Origin of the sequence: Plantibacter sp. Leaf314, from assembly GCF_001423185.1 — a bacterium.
Taxonomy (GTDB): Bacteria; Actinomycetota; Actinomycetes; order Actinomycetales; family Microbacteriaceae; genus Plantibacter.
Map to the genome: position 1 here is coordinate 1131052 of NZ_LMOB01000001.1, position 24097 is coordinate 1155148.

Annotated in this window: 25 protein-coding genes and 1 tRNA gene; 8 read left to right on the forward strand and 18 right to left on the reverse strand. The window is 69.9% G+C overall.

The features are described 5' to 3' along the window. Positions 1-186: 186 nt before the first annotated feature. Both ASF68_RS05270 and ASF68_RS05275 read right to left on the reverse strand, forming a co-directional pair. Positions 187-759, reverse strand: a complete 573-nt coding sequence (locus tag ASF68_RS05270) for a LytR C-terminal domain-containing protein (protein ID WP_056007730.1) — start codon at positions 757-759, stop codon at positions 187-189. 21 nt (positions 760-780) lie between these two features. Then, positions 781-1083, reverse strand: a complete 303-nt coding sequence (locus tag ASF68_RS05275) for a DUF3263 domain-containing protein (protein WP_056007733.1) — start codon at positions 1081-1083, stop codon at positions 781-783. 222 nt (positions 1084-1305) lie between these two features. Here ASF68_RS05275 and msrB point away from each other — a divergent pair, with 222 nt between their 5' ends. Both msrB and ASF68_RS05285 read left to right on the forward strand, forming a co-directional pair. After that, positions 1306-1725, forward strand: a complete 420-nt coding sequence (gene msrB / locus ASF68_RS05280; RefSeq protein ID WP_056011427.1) for a peptide-methionine (R)-S-oxide reductase MsrB — start codon at positions 1306-1308, stop codon at positions 1723-1725. After that, the gene (locus ASF68_RS05285) at positions 1722-2270 is read left to right on the forward strand and encodes a nitroreductase family protein (RefSeq protein WP_056007736.1); all 549 of its coding nucleotides are present in this window, start codon (positions 1722-1724) and stop codon (positions 2268-2270) included. Before msrB ends, ASF68_RS05285 begins: the two co-directional genes overlap by 4 nt. A gap of 10 nt (positions 2271-2280) precedes the next feature. Here ASF68_RS05285 and ASF68_RS05290 read toward each other — a convergent pair whose 3' ends face one another. The 3 genes from ASF68_RS05290 to ASF68_RS05300 all read right to left on the reverse strand — a co-directional run bounded on the left by ASF68_RS05290 (position 2281) and on the right by ASF68_RS05300 (position 4373). Further along, a complete protein-coding gene (locus tag ASF68_RS05290) occupies positions 2281-3234 on the reverse strand; it encodes a DMT family transporter (RefSeq protein WP_056011429.1) in 954 nt (317 codons plus the stop codon). Between the two features lie 57 nt (positions 3235-3291). Further along, positions 3292-3367 (reverse strand) — tRNA-Thr (locus tag ASF68_RS05295). 46 nt (positions 3368-3413) lie between these two features. Continuing rightward, positions 3414-4373, reverse strand: coding sequence for a thioredoxin domain-containing protein (locus tag ASF68_RS05300; protein ID WP_056007739.1), 960 nt, complete (start codon positions 4371-4373; stop codon positions 3414-3416). Positions 4374-4629: 256 nt separating this feature from the next. Between ASF68_RS05300 and ASF68_RS05305 the strand changes: the two genes are divergently transcribed. Then, on the forward strand, positions 4630-5739 hold the full coding sequence (locus tag ASF68_RS05305) for an ABC transporter ATP-binding protein (RefSeq protein ID WP_056007742.1): 1110 nt from the start codon (positions 4630-4632) through the stop codon (positions 5737-5739). Positions 5740-5844: 105 nt separating this feature from the next. Beyond that, entirely contained in the window at positions 5845-7125 is a 1281-nt protein-coding gene (locus ASF68_RS05310) for a DUF4032 domain-containing protein (RefSeq protein ID WP_056007745.1), read from the forward strand. Positions 7126-7216: 91 nt separating this feature from the next. Here ASF68_RS05310 and rlmB read toward each other — a convergent pair whose 3' ends face one another. Continuing rightward, on the reverse strand, positions 7217-8227 hold the full coding sequence (rlmB, locus tag ASF68_RS05315) for a 23S rRNA (guanosine(2251)-2'-O)-methyltransferase RlmB (RefSeq protein WP_056007749.1): 1011 nt from the start codon (positions 8225-8227) through the stop codon (positions 7217-7219). Beyond that, positions 8217-9671, reverse strand: a complete 1455-nt coding sequence (cysS, locus tag ASF68_RS05320; RefSeq protein WP_056007753.1) for a cysteine--tRNA ligase — start codon at positions 9669-9671, stop codon at positions 8217-8219. Before cysS ends, rlmB begins: the two co-directional genes overlap by 11 nt. A gap of 40 nt (positions 9672-9711) precedes the next feature. Here cysS and ASF68_RS05325 point away from each other — a divergent pair, with 40 nt between their 5' ends. Next, positions 9712-10824: a winged helix DNA-binding domain-containing protein gene (locus ASF68_RS05325; protein WP_056007756.1), complete on the forward strand. Its 1113-nt coding sequence runs from the start codon at positions 9712-9714 to the stop codon at positions 10822-10824. Between the two features lie 28 nt (positions 10825-10852). On the opposite strand, the gene ASF68_RS05330 is transcribed toward ASF68_RS05325, so the two are convergent. Next, complete coding sequence (locus ASF68_RS05330; protein WP_056007759.1) at positions 10853-12145, reverse strand: bifunctional 2-C-methyl-D-erythritol 4-phosphate cytidylyltransferase/2-C-methyl-D-erythritol 2,4-cyclodiphosphate synthase; 1293 nt, start codon at positions 12143-12145, stop codon at positions 10853-10855. 46 nt (positions 12146-12191) lie between these two features. After that, a complete protein-coding gene (locus ASF68_RS05335) occupies positions 12192-12674 on the reverse strand; it encodes a CarD family transcriptional regulator (protein ID WP_056007762.1) in 483 nt (160 codons plus the stop codon). A 209-nt stretch (positions 12675-12883) separates the two neighbouring features. Between ASF68_RS05335 and ASF68_RS05340 the strand changes: the two genes are divergently transcribed. Next, positions 12884-13429 carry a hypothetical protein gene (locus ASF68_RS05340; RefSeq protein ID WP_056007765.1) on the forward strand — a complete coding sequence of 182 codons (546 nt, stop codon included), beginning with the start codon at positions 12884-12886 and terminating at the stop codon, positions 13427-13429. Positions 13430-13514: 85 nt separating this feature from the next. Here the strand turns inward: ASF68_RS05340 and ASF68_RS05345 are convergent, their stop codons facing one another. Together ASF68_RS05345 and ASF68_RS05350 are read right to left on the reverse strand one after the other, a co-directional pair. Next, complete coding sequence (locus ASF68_RS05345; RefSeq protein WP_056007768.1) at positions 13515-14198, reverse strand: response regulator transcription factor; 684 nt, start codon at positions 14196-14198, stop codon at positions 13515-13517. Then, positions 14195-15361: a cell wall metabolism sensor histidine kinase WalK gene (locus ASF68_RS05350; RefSeq protein ID WP_056007771.1), complete on the reverse strand. Its 1167-nt coding sequence runs from the start codon at positions 15359-15361 to the stop codon at positions 14195-14197. Before ASF68_RS05350 ends, ASF68_RS05345 begins: the two co-directional genes overlap by 4 nt. A 166-nt stretch (positions 15362-15527) precedes the next feature. Between ASF68_RS05350 and phoU the strand changes: the two genes are divergently transcribed. Continuing rightward, positions 15528-16196 carry a phosphate signaling complex protein PhoU gene (gene phoU / locus ASF68_RS05355; protein WP_056007773.1) on the forward strand — a complete coding sequence of 223 codons (669 nt, stop codon included), beginning with the start codon at positions 15528-15530 and terminating at the stop codon, positions 16194-16196. A gap of 76 nt (positions 16197-16272) precedes the next feature. Here phoU and ASF68_RS05360 read toward each other — a convergent pair whose 3' ends face one another. The 3 genes from ASF68_RS05360 to ASF68_RS05370 all read right to left on the reverse strand — a co-directional run bounded on the left by ASF68_RS05360 (position 16273) and on the right by ASF68_RS05370 (position 19655). Continuing rightward, positions 16273-17754 carry a chaplin family protein gene (locus tag ASF68_RS05360; protein ID WP_056007776.1) on the reverse strand — a complete coding sequence of 494 codons (1482 nt, stop codon included), beginning with the start codon at positions 17752-17754 and terminating at the stop codon, positions 16273-16275. 110 nt (positions 17755-17864) lie between these two features. Beyond that, complete coding sequence (locus ASF68_RS05365) at positions 17865-18743, reverse strand: hypothetical protein (RefSeq protein ID WP_056007778.1); 879 nt, start codon at positions 18741-18743, stop codon at positions 17865-17867. 162 nt (positions 18744-18905) lie between these two features. After that, entirely contained in the window at positions 18906-19655 is a 750-nt protein-coding gene (locus tag ASF68_RS05370) for a phosphoglyceromutase (protein ID WP_056007781.1), read from the reverse strand. 72 nt (positions 19656-19727) lie between these two features. Here ASF68_RS05370 and ASF68_RS05375 point away from each other — a divergent pair, with 72 nt between their 5' ends. Next, positions 19728-20552, forward strand: coding sequence for a class I SAM-dependent methyltransferase (locus ASF68_RS05375; RefSeq protein WP_056007784.1), 825 nt, complete (start codon positions 19728-19730; stop codon positions 20550-20552). A 20-nt stretch (positions 20553-20572) separates the two neighbouring features. Here the strand turns inward: ASF68_RS05375 and ASF68_RS05380 are convergent, their stop codons facing one another. From ASF68_RS05380 to ASF68_RS05395, 4 genes are all read right to left on the reverse strand, one after another. Further along, a complete protein-coding gene (locus ASF68_RS05380) occupies positions 20573-21694 on the reverse strand; it encodes an aromatic acid exporter family protein (RefSeq protein ID WP_056007788.1) in 1122 nt (373 codons plus the stop codon). Positions 21695-21702: 8 nt separating this feature from the next. Beyond that, positions 21703-22869: a folate-binding protein YgfZ gene (locus tag ASF68_RS05385; RefSeq protein WP_235526758.1), complete on the reverse strand. Its 1167-nt coding sequence runs from the start codon at positions 22867-22869 to the stop codon at positions 21703-21705. A gap of 1 nt (position 22870) precedes the next feature. Then, positions 22871-23572 carry an FABP family protein gene (locus ASF68_RS05390; RefSeq protein WP_056007791.1) on the reverse strand — a complete coding sequence of 234 codons (702 nt, stop codon included), beginning with the start codon at positions 23570-23572 and terminating at the stop codon, positions 22871-22873. Positions 23573-23704: 132 nt separating this feature from the next. Next, positions 23705-23995, reverse strand: a complete 291-nt coding sequence (locus tag ASF68_RS05395) for a hypothetical protein (RefSeq protein WP_157579818.1) — start codon at positions 23993-23995, stop codon at positions 23705-23707. Positions 23996-24097 lie beyond the last annotated feature (102 nt).

Sequence of the window (24097 nt, forward strand, 5' to 3'; positions counted from 1 at the left end):
ACTCAGGGGCGAGTCGAGACGGGACGGGATGAGCGGCCAATTCCAGATCCTAATCCGGGGCGTTGTCCCGGATCACCCCGAAATCGACAATCGTCGCGGAGTATTACGACAACTCAACATGGAGGAAACACCCCGGAAACACTGGCCGGTCGGACGAGCCGACGAGCTCCGGCGGGGACGCTGCGCTCAGGCGGCCGGCTGGTAGTCGGCGCCGACCACGACGACGATGCGGAGGACGGGAGCCTCGCCCTCCTCGACGGGGATCGCGTACTGGTCCGTGATCTGGATCGGGACGCCTCCGAGCGCGTTCGCGATGGCGCGTGCCACGCCCTCCTGCGAGGGGTCCTGATAGTAGACGCCACTCGCCGTGACGTCCTCCGTGCTCGCGTCGCTCGTCGGGATCTGCTGGGTGAACCCGGCGGCAGCGATCGCGGCCGCCGCCGATGCCGCCAGACCCTCGGTCGGCGTCCCGTTCAAGACGAGGATGCTCGCCGCGGGATCGACCACGGGCGCCACCTCCGTGGGCGTCGGCGTGGGCGTCGGCGTCGCGCTCGGGCTGGTGGCACCGCCGAAGAAGTCGATGCGGTCGTTCAGCCCGAACAGGGCGAAGGTGCCGATCCCGACGAGGACCAACGTCGCCACGACGGCGACCAGGAAAGCGATCCAGCCACGCCCCTTCGGCGCCGGGGCACGGTGCGCGCCGACGCGCTTGAGGTCCGGGACCTCGTCGAAACGGTCGGGCGGGAAGGATTCAGCCATGGTGTGTTCTCCGTGAGCTGCTCAGCCGTCGGTACGTGGAGCTGAAGCTCCTCGCGCCGAGAGTCGGGCGTCGCGGGTGCGCTGCAGCCGCTTGATCAGCATGGGGTCGTGGGCGAGAGCGGACGGCGAGTCGATGAGCGCGCCGAGCAGTTGATAATAGCGGGTCGGCGAGAGTGCGAAGCGGTCGCGGATGGCGGCCTCCTTCGCCCCGACGTGGCGCATCCAGTGGGACTCGAACTCGAGGATCTCGCGTTCGCGTTCGCTGAGGCCCGGGGCGGGGACCGACGCGTCGCCGCCGTCGGGCGTGTGCGATGCAGGCTGCATGCTCGACCCCCTCCTGATCGGTACCGTGCCGCGAGCCCGGGAGGACTCCGCCCGGACGATTCCTCAGTCTATTCAGCGGAGCGTCACCGAGTCGCATCCGGTCCGGCGCGGAGGCACGTTCACCGGGAAGGATCAGCGACTCCCCAGTGTTGAACTGGAAGTCGGAGGCCGCAGGTACGACGCGGCCCCGCGCGTAGGATGACCGAGAACGAATGGAGCAGCATGACGTACGACGTGTCGAAGACCGACGAGCAGTGGCGCGAGGAACTCACGCCCGAGCAGTACCAGGTCCTCCGCGGAGCGGCGACCGAGCGGGCCTGGACGGGTGAACTCCTCGACGAGTCGCGCGCCGGCCTGTACACCTGTGCCGCCTGCAACGCCGAACTCTTCAAGAGCGGGACGAAGTTCGACTCCGGCTGCGGCTGGCCGAGCTTCTACGAGTCCGTGAACCCCGACGCGGTGCAGTTGATCGAAGACCGCACGCTCGGCATGGTCCGGACCGAGGTGCGCTGCGCCTCGTGCGGATCCCACCTGGGGCACGTCTTCGACGACGGCTTCGGTACGCCGACCGGGGATCGCTACTGCATGAACTCCATCGCGCTCAACTTCGCAGCAGCCGACACCGCTGAGCCGAAGGAGTGACGGAGCCCGCCGAGAGCCCCGTCCTGGCCGCCGTCGCCGGGCGGCGTTCGTGGTCGAAGGTCACCGACGTCGCTCCGAGCGACGAGGAGCTGCTGGAGATCATCGGCGCCGCCGGCCGCGTGGCCGATCATGGAGCCCTGCGCCCGTGGCGGGTCATCGCCCTCAGGGGTGACGACCGGGTGAAGCTGGGCCGGGCGCTCGCGAAGGCGGACGGCGATTCCAAGCCGTCGACGAAGCCCCTTCGTGCTCCCCTGCTGCTCGCGGTCGTCGTGAGCGTGAAGAAGTCGAAGGTCGCCTCCTGGGAGCAGGAGGCCGTGGCCTCCGGCGTCGCCCACATGATCAGCCTGCTGCTCGACGACGCCGGATGGGGTGTGTTCTGGCGGACCGGCGGCGCAACCCGCGCGAAGGCCGTCAGGAAGGCGCACGGCCTCCAGAAGGGCGAAGACCTCCTCGGGTGGCTCTACGTCGGCGGCAAGCCGGGGAACGGCCGGACCGGGCGTCGGAAGACGATCAACGCGAAGGCGCATTTCAGCCGGATGCCGTGATCCGCTCCGTTCAGGAGCCGGCCGGCGCTGCGGGTCGACGGCGGAACCGAGCCGATGCGATCGCCACCGCCGCGAACGCGAGCAGCGTGCCGACGACGGTGGACACGTGGACACCGCTGTCGTCGGTCGGCAGGAAGACGTCGAGGGCGAGCGCGCTCAACGTCTGACCGGCGACCGTCCCGAGCCCGAGGATGAGCACCCCGGTGTGCTGGACGAGGAACGCCGCCACGGCGATGAAGACGCAGCCGATCGGTCCACCGAGGTAGAGCCACCACTCCCCCGGTAGCGCTCCGGGCGGTGTGACGAACAGCGCGTGCAGCACCGCGGCCACCACGAGCACGACGGTTCCGACGATGAAGTTGATGAAGGTCGCCGCGAGCGTGCTCTGCGCACGCATCTTCACCCGCCCGTTGACCGCCTGCTGCCAGCCGATCCCGATCCCCGCGAGCAGCGGCAGGACGAGCAGACCGAGCGGGATGCTCCCGCCGAGCTCTCCCGAGACCGCGACGCCGACGGCGACGAGGGCGACGACCGCCCCGAGGACGCGCTGCACGGTGAACCCGACGACGCCTCCCGGGCCGAAGCCGATGCGGTCGAGCACGAGGCCGCTCGCGGTCTGGCCGGCGACGACCGCCACGGTGAACAGGGCCACCCCGAGCGCTGCCGCGGTGAGCCCCTGCGACAGCACGAGGAAGGCGCCTGCGCACCCGCCGAGGACCGTCCACCACGGCATCTCGCGACGACGCACCGCCGTCGCGACCGTCGCCAGGCCCCGCCTCCCGGTTCGGGAGACGGCCAGCCCGATGCTCAGAATGATCAGCCCGCCGCCGAAGGAGATCGCGGCGGCGGTGAAGCCGTCGCCGAGCCGCGCGCCGAGCTCGCCGTTCAAGCGGGCCTGGACGGCGATGAACGCCCCACTGACCACGGCGATCAGGAGTGCGAGCGACGCTGGGATGCGGTTCACGAACGGTTCCTTCCACACGGAACCGCCCGCCAGCAGCGCTGACGGGCGGTTCTGGGTTGGAGCCGACGACGGGACTTGAACCCGTAACCTACGCTTTACAAGAGCGTTGCGCTACCAATTGCGCCACGTCGGCCGACAGGGGCGAACCCCGGTCTGGACCATCCTACGATGGCGGCGGATCAGCCGTTGGTCGCGGGCGACTCGCTCGGGCTCGGCGACGGGGTGTCGGTCGAGTAGCTCTCGCTGGACACGGCGAGCACGAACGCGGCGAACTGCTCCGCGTCGGTCAGCGAGCCGGTGTACTGCTTGCCGTTCACCAGGATGGTGGGCGTCCCCTCGACCTTGGCGACGTCGGTGCCGGGCAGCGGGCCACTCCGGGCGCGGTCGGTCGAGTCCTTCACCCAGGACTTGTAGGTGCCGTCGTCGATGCAGGCGTTGATCTTCTTCTCGCCGCCGGAGATGACGCCCTTCGCGATGGACTTCAGCTCCTTGTCGGTCAGGCCCTCGGTGTTCTCCTTGGGCTGGTTCTCGAACAGCGCGGTGTTGAAGGAGAAGAAGTCGTTCGGCGAGTACTGCGCGACGCAGGCCGCGGCGTTCGAGGCACGCAGTGAGTACTGCGTTCCGAGCGACAGGTTGCTCAGCGTGGCGAGGGGGTGCACCGTGTACGTCGCCGCTCCGGCCTCGAGCCATCCCTTGACCTGCTCGGCGTTCGTGGTCTCGAACTGGCCGCAGTAGGGGCACAGGAAGTCCTGGTAGACGGAGATCTCGACGCCCTCGGCCGTCGGGGTCTCCGTTGCGGCGGGCGTCTCGGCCGGTGCCGGCTCGGCCGCGTCGGTGGCGGTCGACGTGGGCGTCGGCGCGTCGGCGGGCGCGCCGACGAGTTGCAGACCCGCACCGACGGTGAACCCGTCGTTCTGCGCAGCCGTCGGGACGGGGCCGGCGGGCTTGATCGACGTCACGATGATGATCGCCACGGCGGCGACGATCGCGAGCGCGCCGAGCACGATGCCACCCTGCAGCAGCACGCGGTTGCGGCGGTCGCGGCGCTTCTGCTGCTCGCGCAGCACGCGTGCCTTCTCGCGGGCCGCGTCGCGGCGTTCGTTCTTCGTCGGTCGGTTCTGCGATCCAGCGCCAGACATTGATCCTCGTTTCGGGGGGATTGCGCTACGTAGACCCAGCAGCGCCAAACAGAGCAATCGTAGACCTGCCGCCTGGGAGAGGCCCAAACCAGGCAGGGAGGACGCTGTGCGTCCACCGAGAGACCGATCCACCCGGCACCCTTCCATTCCCAGGGGCCCGTGGCATACTGGAACGGCGAGTCGGCCATCGTCGGCGGGCTCGCGTCCATTCACAACGGATCGTCCGGCACGTACCTGCCGGTGAAGGAGAACAACCATGGCGTCTGTGACGTTCGACAATGCAACCCGTTTTTACCCGGGCGGCACCCGCCCCGCGGTCGACAAGCTGAACCTCGAGGTCGCCGACGGCGAATTCCTCGTCCTCGTCGGCCCGTCCGGCTGTGGCAAGTCCACCTCGCTCCGCATGCTCGCCGGCCTCGAAGAGGTCAACGACGGCCACATCTTCATCGGCGACCGCGACGTCACCGACGTGCCGCCGAAGGACCGCGACATCGCGATGGTGTTCCAGAACTACGCGCTGTACCCGCACATGACCGTCGCCGAGAACATGGGCTTCGCGCTCAAGATCGCCGGCGTCGGCAAGGAGGAGCGCGCCACCCGCGTCCTCGAAGCCGCGAAGCTCCTCGACCTCGAGGACTACCTGACCCGCAAGCCGAAGGCACTCTCCGGTGGTCAGCGTCAGCGTGTCGCGATGGGTCGCGCCATCGTCCGCCAGCCGCAGGTCTTCCTCATGGACGAGCCGCTGTCGAACCTCGACGCCAAGCTCCGCGTCCAGACCCGCACCCAGATCGCGTCGCTCCAGCGTCGCCTCGGCGTCACCACGGTCTACGTCACCCACGACCAGACCGAGGCGCTCACCATGGGCGACCGGATCGCGGTCCTGAAGGACGGCATCCTGCAGCAGGTCGGCACGCCTCGCGACCTGTACGAGAAGCCGAACAACGTGTTCGTCGCCGGCTTCATCGGCAGCCCCGCTATGAACCTCTTCGAGGGTGAGATCGCCGACGGCGGTATCAAGCTCGGTGGATTCATCATCCCGGTGGAGCGCGAGATCACCGACGCCGCCCCGTCCAAGAACGTCACGGTCGGCGTGCGCCCGGAGGACATCACCGTCTCCAGCAACTCCGGCTCCGGCATCGAGGTGACCGTCGACCTCGTCGAGGAGCTCGGCGCCGACGGCTACCTCTACGGCCACACCGAGGTCTCCGGCAAGCGCACCGACATCGTCGCTCGCGTCGACGGCCGCAACCACGCCCACATCGGCGACACCGTGTTCCTCGCGCCGACGCCGCACCACGTGCACGCGTTCGACTCGGCTTCGGGTGAGCGCCTCGGCAACAAGCCGGTCGTGTCCTCCTCGATCTAGTAGTTCCGCCGACGATGGTCGAGCGGTCGGTCTCCGATCGCTCGACCATCGTCGTTTTCGTCTGTCCCACGTCAGCTCGATCCCTCCCGAGGAGCGCATCGCACCATGTCCGGCGCATTGAACATCACCGCAGCCACCGTCGACCCGGCGCTGCTCGACCTGCCCTGGGAGCTTCCGCTCGAGAACTGGCCGAACGAGGCCATCGCGTCGCTGCCGAAGGGCATCTCCCGCCACCTGGTGCGGTTCGCGAACCTCTCGGGGTACGTGATCGCCGTCAAGGAGACCACCGCCGAGATGGCGAAGGGTGAGTACGACATGCTGCGCACCCTGCAGCGCCTCGACATCCCCTGCGTCGACCCGCTGGCGGTCATCACCAACCGCTCCGACCGGAAGGGCCGGGAACTCCCGAGCGTGCTCGTCACCCGGCACCTGAAGTTCTCCCTCCCCTACCGCGCGCTCTTCCAGGGGACGCTGCGTCCGGACACCGCGACCCGCCTGGTCGACGCCCTCGCCGTCCTGCTCGTCCGCCTGCACATCGTCGGGTTCTTCTGGGGCGACGTCTCGCTGTCGAACACGCTCTTCCGACGCGATGCGGGAGCCTTCGCCGCCTACCTCGTCGACGCCGAGACCGGCAAGCTCTACGAGGGAGGCCTGTCGAACGGACAACGTGAGAACGACCTCGAGATCGCGCGGGTGAACATCGCCGGCGAACTGCTCGACCTCGAGGCCGGCGGGCGGGCCGACGTCGAGCTCGACCCCGTGACCGTGAGCAACGGCATCGTCGCGGCCTACCGTTCGCTCTGGAAGGAGCTCACGGGGTCCGAGTCCTTCGACGCCTCCGAGCGTTGGCGCATCACGGAACGCGTGCACCGCCTGAACGAGCTGGGCTTCGACATCGAGGAACTCGCGATCAAGACGACCGACGAGGGCTCCACCGTCCGCATCCAGCCGAAGGTCGTCGACGCCGGACACCACCAGCGTCGGCTCCTGCGACTCACGGGCCTCGACGCCGGGGAGAACCAGGCCAGGCGTCTGCTCAACGATCTCGACGCGTACTCGGCGTCGTTCGGGAAGGACGGCTTCGACGAGGAGATGGCCGCACACGAGTGGTTGATCCGCGTGTTCGAGCCCGTCGTGAAGGCGATCCCCCGCGAGCTCCGCGGCAAGCTCGAGCCGGCGGAGATCTTCCACCAGCTCCTCGAGCACCGGTGGTTCCTCGCGCAGAACGAAGGCCGCGACATCCCGCTGGCCGAGGCGGTCGGATCCTACGTGAACACCGTCCTGCGACACCGTCGCGACGAGGCGACGATGATCGTGCCGCCCACCGAGGCGATCAGCATCCCCGCCGCCATGACCGGCCCGGTCGACTGGCGCGACCTCGTCTGACCGACGCCGCTGGCCCCGACGATCGAAGGCCCTGGGACGGTGATCCGTTCCCAGGGCCTTCGGTCGACGCGTTGCAGCGTCGAGGTACTGCCTACTCGGCGCTCCGTCGACGCGCGATCTCGTAGAGCGTCACGCTCGCCGCGATGCCCGCGTTCAGCGACTCCGTCGCAGCGGAGATCGGAATCGAGACCACCGCGTCGCACGTCTCGGTGACGAGGCGAGAGAGCCCCTTGCCCTCGCTGCCGACGACCACCAGGATCGGCTGGTCGGCGAGTTCCAGGCCGGGGAGCGACACGTCGCCGTCGCCGTCGAGGCCGATCACGAAGACGCCGCGCTCCTTGAACGCCTTGAGCGTCTGCGTGAGGTTGGCTGCCATCGCGACGGGCGTGCGTGCTGCCGCACCCGCCGAGGTCTTCCACGCCGAAGCAGTGAGCCCGACGCTCCGACGCTGCGGGAGGATGACGCCGTGCCCGCCGAACGCAGCCGTCGAGCGGATGATCGCACCCAGGTTACGCGGGTCGGTGATGCCGTCGAGGGCGATGAACAGCGGGTTCTCGCCCCGCGCGATGACCTGGTCGAGCAGCTCCATGGGGTGCGCGTACTCGTACGGTGGCACCTTGATCGCGAGCCCCTGGTGGACGCCGTCGAACCCGGCCATGCGGTCGAGTTCCGGCCGCATCACCTCGAGGACGGGGATGCCGCGGCGGGTGGCGAGACTGAGCGCCTCCTTCACGCGGTCGTCCATCTCGATGCGCGTCGCGACGTACAGCGTGGTGGCCGGGATCTTCGCGCGCAGCGCTTCGAGCACGGAGTTGCGGCCCGTCACGACCTCGGACTCGTCGCTCGACTTCTGCTTGGTGCGGCCGTTCGTCGACGGTCGTCCGTTCTGGCCGGCCGGCTGCTTGGGCTTGCCGGTGCCGCCGGAGGCCGCGTAGCGCTCCTGCGCGGCCTTCCGCTTGCCGGCGGGGTGCCAGGCGCGGTCCTCGGCCTTGGGGGTCGGCCCACGACCTTCGAGCGCCTTGCGGCCGAGGCCACCAGTGCCCTTGGTGGGACCCTTCTTCGCTTTCTTCGGCCCGGTCGGGCGGGAAGGCTTACTTGCCACTGATACTCCAATGTGCTCCGGACGGGGTGTCTTCGATGGTGATCCCGGCCGCGGTGAGTTCGTCGCGGATCCGGTCGGCCGCTGCGAAGTCCTTGGCGACCCTGGCGTCAGCGCGATCGACGAGCAGGCGCTCGACGAGTGCGGACAGGGATCGGTGAGTGATGGGGTCGGTGCCCGACGACCACGACGGGTCGGTCGGGTCGATACCGAGGACGCGGGTCATGTCGAGCACCGCGACACTGCTCTCCCGGGCGACGTCGTGATCGTCGCCGCGGTCGAGGGCGGCGTTGCCCACGCGGACGGCTTCGTGCAGTGCCGCCAGGGCACGAGGGATGTTGAGGTCGTCGTCCATCGCCTCGACGAACGCGGCCGGGAGCGTCGCGCGATCGGGTGCGCGGTCCGCCTCGTCGAGGAGGCCTGCGCGACGAGACCGGTCCAGGAAGCCCTCGATACGACCGAGCGCCGCCTCCGCTTCGGCGAGTGCGCCGTCGTGGAATTCGAGGGTGGAGCGGTACTGCGCAGCACCCAGGTAGTACCGCACGACCAGAGGCCTCGCCTCGGCGAGGAGGTCGGCCGCGTAGACGGAGTTACCGAGCGACTTGGACATCTTCTGTCCGCCGGACACCGCGACCAGGCCGTTGTGCAACCAGTACCGCGCGAACGGGTCGCCGGCCGCACTCGACTGGGCGAGCTCGTTCTCGTGATGGGGGAAGCGCAGGTCGAGTCCGCCGCCGTGGATGTCGAACTCCTCGCCGAGGTACTTCGTCGACATCGCCGAGCACTCGATGTGCCAGCCGGGTCGGCCTTCACCCCAGGGCGACATCCAGCTCGCCGAGCGTGGCTCGCCGGGCTTTGTGCCCTTCCACAGCGCGAAGTCGCGCGGATCGCGCTTCCCGCGGGGATCCGCGTCGGTCGCGGCCTCCATGTGCTCGGCGCTCTGACGCGTCAGCTCGCCGTACCGGCTCCATGATGCGGTGTCGAAGTAGACGTCTCCGGACTCGTCCGGTGCGGGGTACGCGTGCCCGGCGTCGACGAGTCGCTCGATGAGCTCCTGCATCTCCGGGATGCTCGCGGTGGCGCGCGGCTCGTAGCTCGGCGGCAGGATGCCGAGCGCGCGGTAGGCCGCGGTGAACTCCAGTTCGTACCGGTAGGCGAGCGCCCACCATTCCTCCCCGGGCAGGGCGAAGCCGCCCTCGGAACCCGCGGCGGCGTTCGCCAGGATCTTGTCGTCGATGTCGGTGACGTTGCGGACGAGCGTGACGCGCAGCCCTGAGGCGGTCAGCCAGCGTCGGAGTTGGTCGTAGACGAGCGCGCTGCGCAGGTGGCCGATGTGCGGCGAGGACTGCACCGTGGGTCCGCAGACGTACAGCCCCGCCTCGGCTTCGCGGAGCGGCACGAAGTCCCGGAGGGACTGCGTTTTCGAATCGTAGAGTCGGAGGGCCACGAGACCAGACTAGCCGCCGCCGTCGCGGCATGATGGTCGCATGACGACTGGGCCGAACGAGCCGCGCGTTCTCGAGGCGCGCCTCGGCGCGCAGCTCCTCCAGGGAGGGCCGCGGCGGTCTCCGGCCGCGGTCGTGTCCCGACTGCTCGCCGTCCAGGCGCAGGACCTGGCCTCCGGACTGTGGGCGATCGGCGTCCGCTCGCCCGGTTCGACCCTCGCCGAGGTGCTGACCGCCCTCGAGGACGGGTCGGTGGTCCGGTCCTGGCCCATGCGGGGCACGCTCCACCTCGTCGCCGCCGAAGACCTCGGCTGGATCCTCGGCCTGGGCGTCCCCCGGGTCCGTTCGACGATCGCCGCGCGCCACCGCCAACTGGAACTCGACGCCGAGACGTTCTCGCGATCCCGCGACCTCACCGAGGCGATGCTCGGCGGTGGGCGCCGAGCCGGTCGAGACGAGCTGCTGGCCGCCCACACGGCCGCGGGCATCCCGGTCACGGGGCAGCGCGGCTCCCACCTGCTCATGGAGCTCGCCATGCGTGGCGTCGTCTGTTGGGGACCGCCGGCGGGCAAGCAGCAGTCACTCGTCCTCTCCGAGGAGTGGATCCGCTCACCGCGGGTACTCGAACCCGACGAGGCCCTCGGCGAGTTCGTCGTCCGGTACCTCGCTGGCCATGGACCGGCGACCGTCGCCGACCTCACCTGGTGGTCGAAGCTCACGGTCGCCCAGGTCAACCGCGGGCTGAAGATCGCGGGCGACCGGGTCGAGGAGCGCGAGCAGGAGGGTGTGCTGCGTTGGTCGGCCGTCGAGACCGCGTCGGCCCCGCACCCCACCGGGGCGCCGTCGGTCCTGGCCCTGCCCGGATTCGACGAGCTGCTCCTCGGCTACCGGGATCGTGGACTGTCGCTCCCCGCCGAGCACGCGGAGCGCGTCGTCCCAGGGGCGAACGGGATCTTCCTCCCGATGATCACCGTCGACGGTCGGATCGTCGGCACGTGGCGACGACGGATCGGGCCGAAGACCGTGACGATCACGCCGGAGCCGTTCACCCCGCTCGGCCGACGCGTCGAAGCCGGCTTCCGCCGCGCGGTGACCGCCTACGGACGGTTCCTCGGGCTGCCCGTCGAACTCGTCGGCCAGACGACCTCCGATTGACGCGGTGGCCGCGATCGGTCACCGGTGGTCAGCGGCGCTCGATCAACGCCGTCGCCACGGCGGTGACACCCTCGCCACGACCCGTGAAGCCGAGCGAGTCCGTCGTCGTCGCCGCGATGCTGACGGGTCCGCCGACGAGCGCACCCAGCACCGACTCCGCCTCGAGGCGACGGGGCGCGAAGCGAGGGCGGTTCCCGACGAGCTGCACCGCGACGTTCACGACCTCGTACCCGGCGGCGCGCAGTCGCTCGACCGCCGCCTCCAGGAAGACCGAGCCTCGAGCTCCGGCGAAGCGCGGATCGTCGGTGCCGAACATCGAACCGATGTCGCCGAGCCCCGCCGCGGACAGGAGCGCGTCGACGATCGCGTGGGCGACCGCGTCACCGTCGCTGTGACCGGCGAGCGCCCGCTCCCCCGGCCAGGAGAGGCCTGCGAGGTGCAGCTCGCCCGCCTCAGCGAAGGCGTGGACGTCGATACCGATGCCGGTCCGGATCCGGCCGGGCTGCGGCGTCGGTGACGACGACGGTGACGACGACGGCAAACCGGTGTCGGCGCGGTCGGCGAGGGCATCGGCCGCAGCCGGTTCGGTCAGGAGCCGTTCCGCGCGCTGAGCGTCCCACGGCGTCGTGATCTTGAACGCGGCCTCCGAGCCCTCCACCGTCACGACCGGATGGCCGGCGTCAGCGTAGAGGGCCGCGTCGTCGGTCGCGGCGGCGAGCCGTTCCGCGGCGACGCGGAACGCCGCCACCAGGGCGTCCCTCGGGAACGCCTGCGGCGTCTGGACGGCCCGCAGCTCGGCACGGTCGATCGTCCGCTCGACGACGGCGCTCGCGTCCACCTGTTTGATCGTGTCGGTCACCGGGAGCGCGGGCACGACACCCCAGCCGGTGCGCGCCGCGGCCTCGATCACCCGCTCGAACTGTGCCGTCGGCGTGAGCGCACGGGCCGCGTCGTGGACGAGCACGGTGCGGACCCCGGGCCACAGCGCGGCGAGCCCGTTGAGCACCGACTCCTGTCGCGTGCCACCGCCGACGACCACCCTGAGGTGGTCGGAGGCACGCCCGGCCGCCCTCCGCCCGATCGTCTCGGCCTCGCCCACGCGGTCGGCCGGCACGACGAGGACGAGCTGCACCGGCTCGCGGAGCCGGAAGACCGGTGCGAGCGCGTGCTCGAGCACGGTGCTGCCGGCGAGGGACACGAACGCCTTGGGGATCCCGGCACCGAGACGCGTCCCGCTCCCGGCGGCGACGACGATCACCCCGACGGCGGGACCGTCCAGAGAGGTCTCCGCAGCGGCACTCGGTTCGTAGATCGCAGCCATGTGCCGAGCCTACTTCTCCCGTGCGATCCGCGAGCAGCGGGCCGGCTCAGGACGCGAGGACCTCGTCGAGGACGGAGGACGCCTGTTCCTCGTCCGTCTGCTCCGCGAGCGCCAGCTCGGAGACGAGGATCTGCCGCGCCTTCGCGAGCATGCGCTTCTCGCCCGCGGAGAGACCGCGGTCCTGGTCGCGACGCCAGAGGTCGCGGACGACCTCGGACACCTTGATGACGTCTCCCGACGCGAGCTTCTCGAGGTTCGCCTTGTATCGACGGGACCAGTTCGTCGGCTCCTCGGTGAACGGCGCGCGGAGCACGTCGAACACGCGGTCCACACCCTCCTGGCCGATGACGTCGCGTACCCCGACCAGGTCGACGTTCTCGGCCGGGACCTCGATGACGAGGTCTCCCTGGGTGACACGGAGCTTCAGGTAGAGCTTCTCCTCGCCCTTGACGACGCGGGTCTTCACCTCGGTGATGGTCGCGGCACCGTGGTGCGGGTAGACGACGGTCTCGCCAACTTCGAAGATCATGGGTGTCGGTCCCTTCGGCGTCTCCCAGAATACCATAGGACCCCTGGTCAGAGCCGGGTACGGTGCCCGCGGCAGCACCGACAGACAGCGCCTAGATCGGTACTCCGCACCGACCGCGTCCCTGTGCGGGGGTGGGCTAGACTCGAATCCGGATCCCGGGACACCTGTCACTCGTCTGCGCCCGGGGCCACCACATCTTGGAGGGTTCTGTGAAGGCGCGTCTCATCGCTTCCATCGTCGTCGCCGGTGCTGTCGCACTCGGCATGAGCGGGTGCAACCTGATCGCCCCGCAGGCGACCCTGAAGCAGTACGACGCCTCGGACGGCGTCGGTGTCACCGTCGGCTCGGTCGCGGTCCGCAACGCGATCGTCATCTCCGACGACGGCGAGACCGGCAACCTGGTGTTCAGCGTCGCGAACCGCGACGACCGCGCACACACCGTGCTCGTCGAGGTCGAGGGCATCGACGAGCAGTTCCAGGTCCTCGCCGAACCCGGTCTCACGAGCTTCGACGGCACCGGGGCGAACGACCCCCTGCGCATCGAGTCGCTCGGTGTGCAGCCGGGCGCGATCCTCGACGTCTTCTTCCAGTACGGCGAGGAGACCGGCGCCACTGCGAGCGTCCCGGTCCTCACCGGCGAGCTGCTCGAGTATTCGACGCTCGTCCCCACGCCGCAGCCGACCGAGGAGCCGACGGTGGAGCCGACCGACATCCCGACCCCGCTCGCGACGCCCACGACGGAGCCGACCGAATAGTCGAGCGACGATCACCGCTGGCACGACCGAACGCCCCGCCTCTCCTGAGAGGCGGGGCGTTCGTCGGTGTTGCCGGACGACGCGGTCAGGCCTCGAACCGGTAGCCGAGTCCGCGGACGGTGACGAGCATCACCGGCTCCGACGGGTTCGCCTCGATGCGCGAACGGATGCGCTTGATGTGGACGTCGAGCGTCTTGGTGTCGCCGTAGTAGTCACTCCCCCACACGCGGTCGATCAGCTGTCCGCGGGTGAGCACGCGCCCGGCGTTCCGCAGCAGCAGCTCGAGCAGCTCGTACTCCTTGAGCGGCATGGGGATCGGTGCACCGTTGACCTCGACGACATGGCGCTCGGTGTCCATCCGGACCGTGCCGGCCTCGAGCAGCACCTCCTCCTGGGCCTGGTCCGCATCGACACGGCGGCGCAGGACCGCACGGATCCGTGCGAGCAGCTCGCGGGTGGAGTACGGCTTCGTGACGTAGTCGTCGGCTCCCAGTTCGAGACCCACGACGATGTCGACCTCGGAGTCCTTCGCGGTCAGCATGATGATCGGCGTGCTCGACACCGCGCGGATCTGCCGGCAGACCTCCGTGCCCGGAATGCCGGGCAGCATGAGGTCGAGCAGTACGAGATCGGCGCCGCGAGCGGTGAACGACTGGACCGCCGACGGACCGTCCTCGGCCACCTCGACCTCGTAGCCCTCCCGCTCGAGCAGATAGCTCAACGGTTCACTCAACGATGCTTCGTCTTCGACGAGCAGGATGCGGGTCACAGGGTACTCCTTGCCGTGCCGGTGGAGAGATCCTCCGGCGGGGTCGTTGCTCTGGGCAGGCGGATGGTGAAAGTCGAACCGCGGCCGAGTTGCGACCAGACCTTGACCTCCCCGCCATGGTTGTGGACGGTGTGCTTGACGATACTCAGCCCGAGGCCGGTGCCGCCGGTGTGCCGGGACCGAGCCTGGTCGACGCGGAAGAACCGTTCGAACACGCGGTCGCGGTCCTCCTCGGCGATCCCGACCCCCTGATCGGTGACGGCGATCTCGACGACGTCGTCGACCGCGCGGACCCCGACCCCCACCTGGGCGCCGGTCGGCGAGTAGTGGATCGCGTTCGAGATGAGGTTGTGCACGGCGACGACGAGCATCGCCTCGTCGCCGTAGACCTCGAGGTTCTTGCCCCCGCGGACCGACAGGCCGACGCCAGTGGCGTCCGCCGGGACGCGGTTCTGGTCGACCGCGGCGGCGATCACGCGGTCGAGCCGCACGAGCTCCGGCTGATGGAGCGCGTCGGCCGCCTGCAGCCGGGACAGGTCGATGATCTCCGCCGTCATCCGCGTGAGTCGATGGGACTCGGTCGCGAGTCGGCTGGCGAACCGCTTGACCCGTTCCGGGTCGTCGGCCGCGGTGTCGAGCGCCTCGGAGAGGAGGCCGATGGCACCGATCGGCGTCTTCAGCTCGTGGCTGATGTTCGCGATGAAGTCCCGACGGACCTCGTCCAGGCGGCGCGCCTCGGTGTGGTCTTCGGCGAGCAACAGGATGAAGCGGGAGCCGAGCGGCGCAGCGCGCACCCGGAGGTGTCTCGTCGCCTCACCGAACCGGCCGAGGGCCAGTTCCAGGTCGCTCGTCACGGCGTCTCCGGTGCGGCGGACCTCGAGCGCGAGGTCGATGAGTTCCTGATTGTCAAGCACGCGGTCGCGGACCAGGCCGAGCGCGAAGGCTCCAGGCGACGCCTTGAGCACGTTGTTCGACGGGTCGACGACGATACCGGCGCTGTCGAGGGCCTCGAGCACCTGGTCGACCCCATCCGGCACGACCGGGTTCACGACCGTCGCAGCGCGCTCGCCACGGCGGAGGGCGAGGGTGATGAGGGCGACGAAACCGCCCCCGACGATGAGGCCGAGTGCCAACGCGATCAGCACCAACCACATGGTGTCCATGGGTACTACGTTACTCAGTCCGCTGGAGGCCGAACTCGCGAATACCCCGCCACTTCGACGACTGTTCACGCGCGGGGCCCCAACTGTTAACCTTGGTTCGGCATCATCGGCGGAGCGGGCATCTGCCTGCCCACCGCCAGGTCACGGAAGGACGGCACCCAGAGCCATGCGCGAGGTATTCCAGCAGTCACTGCGAGAGGTCCAGGATCGCCTGGTCGAGATCGCCGAGCTCGTCACGATCTCCATCGAGAAGGCGACGCAGTCCTTCGGCAACTCGGACGTCGCCGTGGCCGAAGAGGTCATCGCCAACGACAACCGCATCGACCAGCTCGCCATCGAACTCGACGAACTCGCGATCGACATCCTCGCCCGCCAGCAGCCGGTGGCCCGCGACCTGCGCATCGTCGTCAGTGCCCTGCGGATCAGCGCCTCGCTCGAGCGGATGGGCGACATGGCCGAGCACATCGCCCAGCTGTCGCGCTACCGCTTCCCCGACAAGGCCGTCCCGAAGGGGCTGCGCACGACGTTCGCCGAGATGGGCCGCCTCGACGTGTCCATCGCGCGCAAGCTCACCGAACTGCTCCGCACGCAGGACCCCCGCATCGCGGACGAGATCCGGAACGACGACGACGACGTGGACGAACTCCACGCGAGCGTCTTCGAGAAGGTGCTCGGCGACACGTGGAAGGGTGAGCCGGTCGCGACCGTCGACGCCACCCTCGCTTCGCGGTACCACGAGCGCTTCGCCGACCACGCAGTGTCCATCGCCAAGAAGGTGCAGTACCTGGCCACCGGCGACTGGATCCCCGAGACCACGACGCCGGTCCACCACTGAGCGACGTCCACCGGACACCCCGACGAGCGGTGTCGACCCGGATCCGGGTCGGCACCGCTCGTCCGTTGTCGCGGGACTAGCCGATCTGACGGCGACGGACGATCGCGCCGCCGGCCAGGAGCAGCAGACCCAGGACGGTCGCCAGTCCGGCGAGCGGCAGGAGTCCGGCCGCAGCGCTTCCGGTGTCGGCCAGGGCCGGCTCAGTCGAGCGCGGCGCCGAAGCCGTCACACCCGAGCCGGACTGCGACGGCGTGGCGGCACTGACGACGACGGTCGTCGGGCTGCTCGGCGTACCGGGGACCACCGGGATGGTGGGGTCCGTCGGGTCGGTCGGGTCCGTCGGGTCGGTCGGGTCGGTCGGATCGGTCGGATCGGTCGGATCGGTCGGGTCGGTCGGGTCGGTCGGGTCGGTGACCCCGGGGCCACCGGTCTCGCTGTCACCGATCACCGCGATGGCGTTGCCGCCCACCGTGACGGGCAGGCCCAGATCCAGGATCACCTGGTTCCCACCGGCGACGCTGCCGTCGCCGACCGTCGTGGACGTCCCGTTCCCGGACGTGGCCGGGGTCGTGGTCGCTCCGCCCGTCGACTCGGCGTCACCGATCACGCTGACGGCATTGTCGACCAGCGAGACGGGGAGCTCGACGTCTCCGATGATCTGATTCCCACCGGCGACACTGTCGTCACCGGTCGTCGTCGACGACCCCGCCGGAGCAACCGCTCCACCGGGAGCAGCCGCAGGCTGACCCGCCTGCTCACTGCTCGAGTCGCCGATCACGGAGATGGCGTTCCCACCGACCGTCACCGGTACGGTCACCACGGGCGACACCTGGTTCCCACCGGCGACACTGTCGTCACCGGTCGTCGTCGACGACCCCGCCGGAGCGACCGCTCCACCGGGAGCAGCCGCAGGCTGACCCGCCTGCTCACTGCTCGAGTCGCCGATCACCGAGATGGCGTTCCCACCGACCGTCACCGGTACGGTGACGGGCAGCTGGACCTGGTTCCCACCGGCGACGCTGTCGTCACCGGTCGTGGCCTGACCACCCGTGGGAGCCGTGGTCGACTCCCCGGCCGGCGCAGCCGCACCGCTCGACTGCTCGGCGTCGCCGATGATCGAGATGGCGTTGTCCTCGACCGTCACCGGGATGGTGACGGGCAGCTGGACCTGGTTGCCGCCGGCGATGCTGTCGTCACCACTGGTGCTGGTGGCTTCCGGCTCCGGGGCGGGAACCGGTGCCGGGTCAGGTGCCGGTGCCGGGTCAGGTGCCGGTGCCGGGTCAGGTGCCGGTGCCGGGTCAGGTGCCGGTGCCGGGTCAGGTGCCGGTGCCGGGTCCGCTGGCGCGGGCTCCGGCACGCTGGTCGCCGACGAGTCGCCGATGACGGTCACCGCGGTGTCGACGATCTCGACCGGCGCTTCGAGGACCACGTCGACGAGGTTCCCGCCGAGGATGCTGTCCTCACCCGAGGTGTCGGCGTTGGCCGCCGTGGCTCCGAGGAACGTGAGTCCCGCGACGAACAGGCCGCAATAGAGGCCTTTCTTGACATACGAATTCATGATTCCTGCTCCTTGCAGAATGACTGGTGTGCTCCCGGTGCCGGGAGACTTCGGACTGTCGAACCACCCGATGGGTGGGCCTCCGCCGTCAAGGGCGGAGTCGTCCGTCGTCAGTCAGGAGCAGTGTCTGCAGGGAAGGTGGGGGAGGCTGGTAGGTCGTCGTCTCGAGCGATGGCGCGTCGATCCACACCGGGTGCGGGGATCGCGACCTCGGCGGACTGCTCACCGCTGACCGGGCCGTTGGCCGCCGCGCCCGAGCCGGACGAGCTGGACCCGCTCGGCGAGACCGCCCAGTGATCGTCAGCGGCCGGCAGCGCCGGCAGACCGCCGGGTGTCGCGGGAAGCGTGGTGGTGCTCGGCGCGACGGCGTCGGTCGAGGGGTGGACGGAGGCACGCTCGCGATCCGTACCGGCGTCCGAGGAGACGAGGTCTCCGAGCGGTGCGGATGGCGGCCCGAACACCGGAGCCGGAGCGCTCGTCGGCGCTGGAGCGGTCGGCGTGTCGCCGGCCTGCTCGGGCGCGGGCCCCACCGGGGCCGGGCTCGACGGGACTGGAACGGTGGGTACGACGACGGGAGCACTGGGAACCGGGACGGCCGCGACCACGTCGCCGAGTCCATCGACGGTGTCCTCGACCGTCTGCACGACCGGTTCGACGATCGTCGCCACCGGCTCCGGGCCAACGGTCTCCTCGACCACCGTGTTCACGACCGGGACAGCCGCCACCGTGTCGTCGACGACGTCCACCACGGGCTCGACGACAGTGGTGTCCACGACGTCGACCACCGCTGCGACGGCGTCGATCGGTCGATCGAGCGAGTCCACGACCTCGGTGACCGCTCCGAGGAGTGACGGGTCCGCACCGTCGTCGGCGTGTGCGGACGACGGAGTCCCGAAGAGGGCGACGGCCGTGAACGCCGCAGCGGCGAACCCGCCGAGGGCGAGGGCGCGCCACAGGGGGAAACGGGTGCCGTCGGTCGACTGCTCCATGCGTATCCCCCCAATCGGGTTACAGTGCAGTCACTGTACGCCCAACTCGGAACGCGTTCAAGCCCTTTTTCGCGCAAGGGAAAACCCCGGCCAGAGGCGCATTCACCGCAGATGCGGTTGAGTCGTCCTCGTGGCCGGGGCGCTGGTTTGGTGGGGTTTCCGCTACTTCTTGCCCTGCGCTGCGACGGCCGCGGCACCGGCGGCGGCGGCCTCCGGGTCGAGGTAGCGGGCCGGTGCGATCGGACGGAAGTCCGCGTCGAGCTCATAGACGAGCGGGATGCCGGTCGGGATGTTCAGCTCCGCGATCTCGTCGTCCGAGATGTCGTCGAGGTGCTTGACGAGGGCGCGGAGCGAGTTCCCGTGCGCCGTGACGAGCACCGTCTTGCCGGCGGCGAGGTCGACCGTGATGTCGGACTCCCAGTACGGCAGCATGCGGTCGATGACGTCCTTCAGGCATTCGGTGCGCGGCAGCTCGCCGTCGATGCCGACGTACCGCGGGTCGTCCGCCTGCGACCACTGGTCGTCGTCCGCGATCGGCGGCGGCGGGACGTCGAAGGACCGACGCCAGGTCTGGAACTGCTCCGGACCGTACTCGGCGAGCGTCTGCGCCTTGTCCTTGCCCTGCAGTGCGCCGTAGTGACGTTCGTTGAGACGCCAGCTGCGCTTCACCGGGATCCACATGCGGTCGGCGGTCTCGAGGGCCAGGTTGGCCGTCTGGATCGCGCGGGAGAGGACCGAGGTGTAGAGCACATCGGGGGTGATGCCGGAGTCGGCGAGCAGCTCACCCGCGCGCTTGGCCTCGGTGACACCGAGTTCGCTGAGTCGGACGTCGACCCAACCGGTGAACAGGTTCTTCTGATTCCAGTCGCTGTTGCCGTGGCGCAGCAGGACGAGGGTGTAAGTCTCAGGCATGCCTCCAGCATACCGACGGCGCGTGGCCGCGAGGTGGACCCGGAGGTCTCGTCGGTGAGGGAGAATAGGCCCATGCCCGTCGGATCGATCACTCGCGGGACGACGAACACGAACCGACTCCGTCGGGTGGACCGCTGGATCTCGACCCTCCCCGCGCTCAGACGGACGACGAACCCCCTGGTGGTGGACCTCGGCTACGGCGCGAGCGGGATCACGACCCTGGAGTTGCACGAACGGCTCCTCGCCGTCCGACCCGAGCTGCGGGTCATCGGTCTCGAGATCGAGCCGGGCCGCGTCCGCACCGCCGATGCGCAACTGCGACTGGTCCGCGACGGTGCGACCCGCTTCTCCCCCGCCGCTCGGGTGTCCTTCGCGCTCGGCGGCTTCGAGGTCCCGACCGGTGAGGACCGCCCGGTCGTCATCCGCGCGTTCAACGTGCTCCGCCAGTACGACGAGTCGGAGGTGGCGGACGCCTGGCACCTGATGGCGAAGCGACTCCAGCCGGGCGGGACACTCGTCGAGGGGACGTGTGACGAGATCGGACGCGTGTCCAGCTGGGTCGCCGTCGACGACCAGGGTCACCCGGAGTCGTTCTCGATCAGTCTGCGGCTGGCCGACCTGGAGCTCCCGTCCATCGTGGCGGAACGGCTGCCGAAGGCGCTGATCCACCGCAACGTCCCCGGGGAACGGATCCACGCACTCATGACGGACCTCGACCGTGCCTGGCGCGTGCACGCACCCCTGGCGGTCTACGGTCCCGTGCAGCGCTGGTTGGCGACCGTCGGCACGCTCGTCGACACCGGGTGGCCCGTGACGGCGGGGCGCTCCCGCTGGCGTCTCGGTGAGCTGACGCTGCCGTGGTCGGCCGTCGCCCCCGCTCCGACGCCGGTCGCCTGAGCAGCGTCTCGCGTCGCGGATCAGACCGGGGGAAGCTTCGCCTGGGCGTCCGCCGTCGGCAATTCGGTCGCCGTGAGCAGATCGACGAGGTACGGACGGAGGACGAGGACGAGCGCCTGCTCCGACACCGAGGCCTCCGGCAACACGGCGACCGGGTCGAGGTGCTTGGCGATCTCGAGGAGAGACTGCCTCGCGACCGGCTGCTGCGCGATGTCCCCGATCGACTGCGACAGGATGCCGAGCGCGACGGAGGTGCGAGCGAGCAGGTCCGCGAGCTCGGGCCGGCTCGTGGCATCGCGAGACACGTAGTCGATGCGCCGGGCGATCACCCGGAGGTTGCGGGTCGCGAGGTCCATGCCGTCGAGCATGGTCCGCTGTCGCTCGAGGTCGAAGACGGCCTTCCTGAGGAACGGGGAGATGCGCGCGATGGCGAGCCCCGAGTCGAGGGTGCCGCGCCACGCGTCCAGTGCCGGCTGGGTGGCCCTCGCCCGGGCGAGCGCACGGTCCGCCTGCTCCAGATCGCCGAGGCGGAGGGCCGCCACGAGGGATGCCAGCGTCCGGACGTGTTCGTCGATGAGCCGCTGGCCGTCCCGGCGAGCGCTCCGGCGCGGGTCGCGCGGGATGAGTGCCGTCGCGAGGAGGGCGAAGACCCCGCCGATCAATCCGTCGAGCGTCCGGACGAACGGTCCGCCGTCGGGGACGGGCAGGAGCATGACGAGGACGGACTGCACCGCCGCCGCGATCGCGAACGATGCCGCCGGCGACAGGAACCGGGCGACGAGCAGCGTGAGCACGAGCGCGACCGCGAGTTGCCACGTGCCCTGGCCGAAGCCGAGGAGCAGGATCTCGGCCAGCGCGATCCCGACGCTCATCCCCACGGCCGTCTCGAGGACCCGGATCGGGCGGGCGTCGCGAACGAACCCGAGACTCGAGATCGTCACGGTCAAGGCGAGGAGTGGGACGGCGTGCCCGAGCACGTAGTGGGAGAAGGCATAGGCGGCGATCGCGGTGAGGCTGACCTGCAGCACCGCCGGAACGGAGGCGACCAGGCGGTGCCAGGCGTCACCGAGGGCGATGCGCCGCAGGAGCGCCGCCGTCCAACGGTCGCGACCCGGTTGCTCCTCGGACGCGTTCTGCCTCACCACTCCGGTCAGCGCCGGACGGCGCCGAGTCGCGGGAGTCGGGGGACGTTCGCCGTCGCGCCGGCATCTGCCGGGACCACGATCTCCTGCGACGCCGCGACGTCGACACCCTCGGCTTCGACCGTCAGCACGGCGGCCGGATCCGTGGAGCGTTTGACGACCGCCAGAGCGACCGGGCCGAGCTCGTGGTGGATCGCGCTCGAGGTGATGCTCCCGACGGTCTTGCGGACCGGCTCGTCGCCACCGGTGACGAGTACGACGTCCGACCCGGCACGCGGGAGGACCGCGTCGGAGCCGTCGAGAAGGAGCATGACGAGCCGGCGTGGCGGGTGCCCGAGGTTGTGCACCTTCGCGACCGTCTCCTGTCCCCGGTAGCACCCTTTGTTCAGGTGCACGGCGGAGCGGAGCCAATCGAGCTCGTGCGGGATGCTCCGCTCGTCGACCTCGGCCTGCAGCCGTGGACGCCAGGCGGCGATCCGCAGCGCCTCGGCGGCCAGGGAACCTGCGGCGGAGAACGCGCCCGCACGGACCTGCTGCGCGAGCGCGTCGAGGGTGGCGCGCTCGACGATGGTCTCGGTCCACGTCCAGGTGGCACCCGGGTGCTCGCCCGTCGCGTACTGGTGACCGCCGACGGCGACCTCCGACCACGGGTCGTGCCAGACGAGCGGCAGCCCGTTGGGGGCTGCGGCGTCGATGGCGAGCCCCGCCGCTGCGCCGATCACCGCGTACTGCTCCGTCGCGATGGCCACCTCGACGCGCAACATGAACCGCATGCGGTCCAGCCAGGCGTGGAGTGGAGCCGCATCGTCAGCCTCGGTGATGATCCAGGTGGTCGTTCCGTCGTCGAGCAGCTTGGCCGCGTGCTCGATCCGCCCGCTCTGGTCGAGGAAGAGCGTCTCGGTGGAGGTGCCGGCCGGCAGGGAGCGGAGGTCCTGGCTCGTGATGGAGTGCAGCCAACTCAATCGGTCCGGCCCCGTGATCGTCACGACGCCACGGTTGGAGAGGTCGACGATCGCCGTGCCACGGGAGATCAGTCGCTGCTCGATGTTCGGGCTGCCGTAGTGCGAGGGGACGCCGTGGTCGAACGCGTCCGCCTGTTCGACGGCGCCGGGGAGGGTGAGGAAGGGTGAGCCGGGAACCGCGCTCGGAACGGCCGATCCGATGGATGTCGACACGTCAGTCGGCTTTGGCCAGGCGCGCCGAGGCGTGCGTGCGGAGATCCTGGCCGAGCGCGGCGATGTCCCACGCCCACAGCAGGTGGTTCTCGACGAGCCCGTACAGGCGCGTGGCTGCGGCGTACTCCTTGGCACCCGCAGTGCGCACCACGGCGTCGGTCGCGAGGTCGATGCGCGGGCCGTCGATCTGCCCCAGGTAGAGCTCGCTCACGCCGTTCGGGTGGACGATCGACACCTGCAGCGGGAAGGCGCCGGTCGAGGTACGCAGTGCCTCCACCGACTGGGCTGTGCCGAACGGCCTCGGCCCCTGGCCGGGGAGCATGCCCGGGCCCGGATCGCCTTCGATGAGGGGTCGTTCCAGACGCCAGTAGCCGGTCTCGGTGACGAGCGGTTCAGGGGCGGCCAGCGGATCGAGCGGGGCTTCCGTCGCCTCCGGACCGGCGTCGTCGTCGGAGAGGCTGTCGGCGTCCGTCGTCGAGCCACCCTCGGCATCGGCCGCAGGCTGCTCCGGGAGGAGCCAGGTGTACGAGTTGTAGTTCAGGTAGGGCAGGCCGTCGTGGCTGAAACTGACGCGCTGACCGAACTCGCGGGTGACGGTCTCTTCACCGATCTTGTAGTCGATGACCCCGGTGCCCTCCCAGACACCGATCAGCCAGGACAGCGGGACCAGTTCGCTCGGCAGGCCGCTCGGGATCTCGATCATCGAGGAGCCCGACTAGCGCTGTCCGCGGTACAGGTTCTTCAGCACCACGACCGCGGTGAACGCGATGGCGAGGCTGGCGAGGACGAGCAAGCCGATGAAGAAGATTTCGAGAGCGAGCAGCATGGGGAAAGTCTACCCCGCAGCCAGTGCGATGAGGCCATACACGGCGCCTCCGAGCGCGAGGATCAGCACCGAGCCGGTCACGCTCGTCGACATGCGGTCGACGAACCCGATCTTCTGGCGGGTCAGCAACTGAGCCGAGAACGCGGCGAGGGTGCAGAGACCGAGCGTCGCGGACAGCCCGTAGTAGGTCTCCCCCGGGCTCCAGAGCAGGCCGGACACGACGACACCGACGAGCGCGAGCGCCCAGATGGAGACGACGCTGATCCAGCGCAGCCGGGGAGAGAGGGTGGTTTCGCTCACGGACCCATTGTCACAGAGCATGGAGCATGCGGACCACCTCCGGTCGCCGGTGCGACGGCGGGCGCAGTCGTTCGCCTAATATGGTTCCAAACTCAGTCGGGA

What these genes read in the sequence shown, in the direction of transcription:
- ASF68_RS05270 (WP_056007730.1), bottom strand. Translation starts at nt 759, where the DNA reads ATGGCTGAATCCTTCCCGCCCGACCGTTTCGACGAGGTCCCGGACCTC.
- ASF68_RS05275 (WP_056007733.1), bottom strand. Translation starts at nt 1,083, where the DNA reads ATGCAGCCTGCATCGCACACGCCCGACGGCGGCGACGCGTCGGTCCCC.
- msrB (WP_056011427.1), top strand. Translation starts at nt 1,306, where the DNA reads ATGACGTACGACGTGTCGAAGACCGACGAGCAGTGGCGCGAGGAACTC.
- ASF68_RS05300 (WP_056007739.1), bottom strand. Translation starts at nt 4,373, where the DNA reads ATGTCTGGCGCTGGATCGCAGAACCGACCGACGAAGAACGAACGCCGC.
- ASF68_RS05305 (WP_056007742.1), top strand. Translation starts at nt 4,630, where the DNA reads ATGGCGTCTGTGACGTTCGACAATGCAACCCGTTTTTACCCGGGCGGC.
- ASF68_RS05310 (WP_056007745.1), top strand. Translation starts at nt 5,845, where the DNA reads ATGTCCGGCGCATTGAACATCACCGCAGCCACCGTCGACCCGGCGCTG.
- ASF68_RS05325 (WP_056007756.1), top strand. Translation starts at nt 9,712, where the DNA reads ATGACGACTGGGCCGAACGAGCCGCGCGTTCTCGAGGCGCGCCTCGGC.
- ASF68_RS05330 (WP_056007759.1), bottom strand. Translation starts at nt 12,145, where the DNA reads ATGGCTGCGATCTACGAACCGAGTGCCGCTGCGGAGACCTCTCTGGAC.
- ASF68_RS05335 (WP_056007762.1), bottom strand. Translation starts at nt 12,674, where the DNA reads ATGATCTTCGAAGTTGGCGAGACCGTCGTCTACCCGCACCACGGTGCC.
- ASF68_RS05350 (WP_056007771.1), bottom strand. Translation starts at nt 15,361, where the DNA reads ATGGACACCATGTGGTTGGTGCTGATCGCGTTGGCACTCGGCCTCATC.
- phoU (WP_056007773.1), top strand. Translation starts at nt 15,528, where the DNA reads ATGCGCGAGGTATTCCAGCAGTCACTGCGAGAGGTCCAGGATCGCCTG.
- ASF68_RS05360 (WP_056007776.1), bottom strand. Translation starts at nt 17,754, where the DNA reads ATGAATTCGTATGTCAAGAAAGGCCTCTATTGCGGCCTGTTCGTCGCG.
- ASF68_RS05365 (WP_056007778.1), bottom strand. Translation starts at nt 18,743, where the DNA reads ATGGAGCAGTCGACCGACGGCACCCGTTTCCCCCTGTGGCGCGCCCTC.
- ASF68_RS05370 (WP_056007781.1), bottom strand. Translation starts at nt 19,655, where the DNA reads ATGCCTGAGACTTACACCCTCGTCCTGCTGCGCCACGGCAACAGCGAC.
- ASF68_RS05375 (WP_056007784.1), top strand. Translation starts at nt 19,728, where the DNA reads ATGCCCGTCGGATCGATCACTCGCGGGACGACGAACACGAACCGACTC.
- ASF68_RS05390 (WP_056007791.1), bottom strand. Translation starts at nt 23,572, where the DNA reads ATGATCGAGATCCCGAGCGGCCTGCCGAGCGAACTGGTCCCGCTGTCC.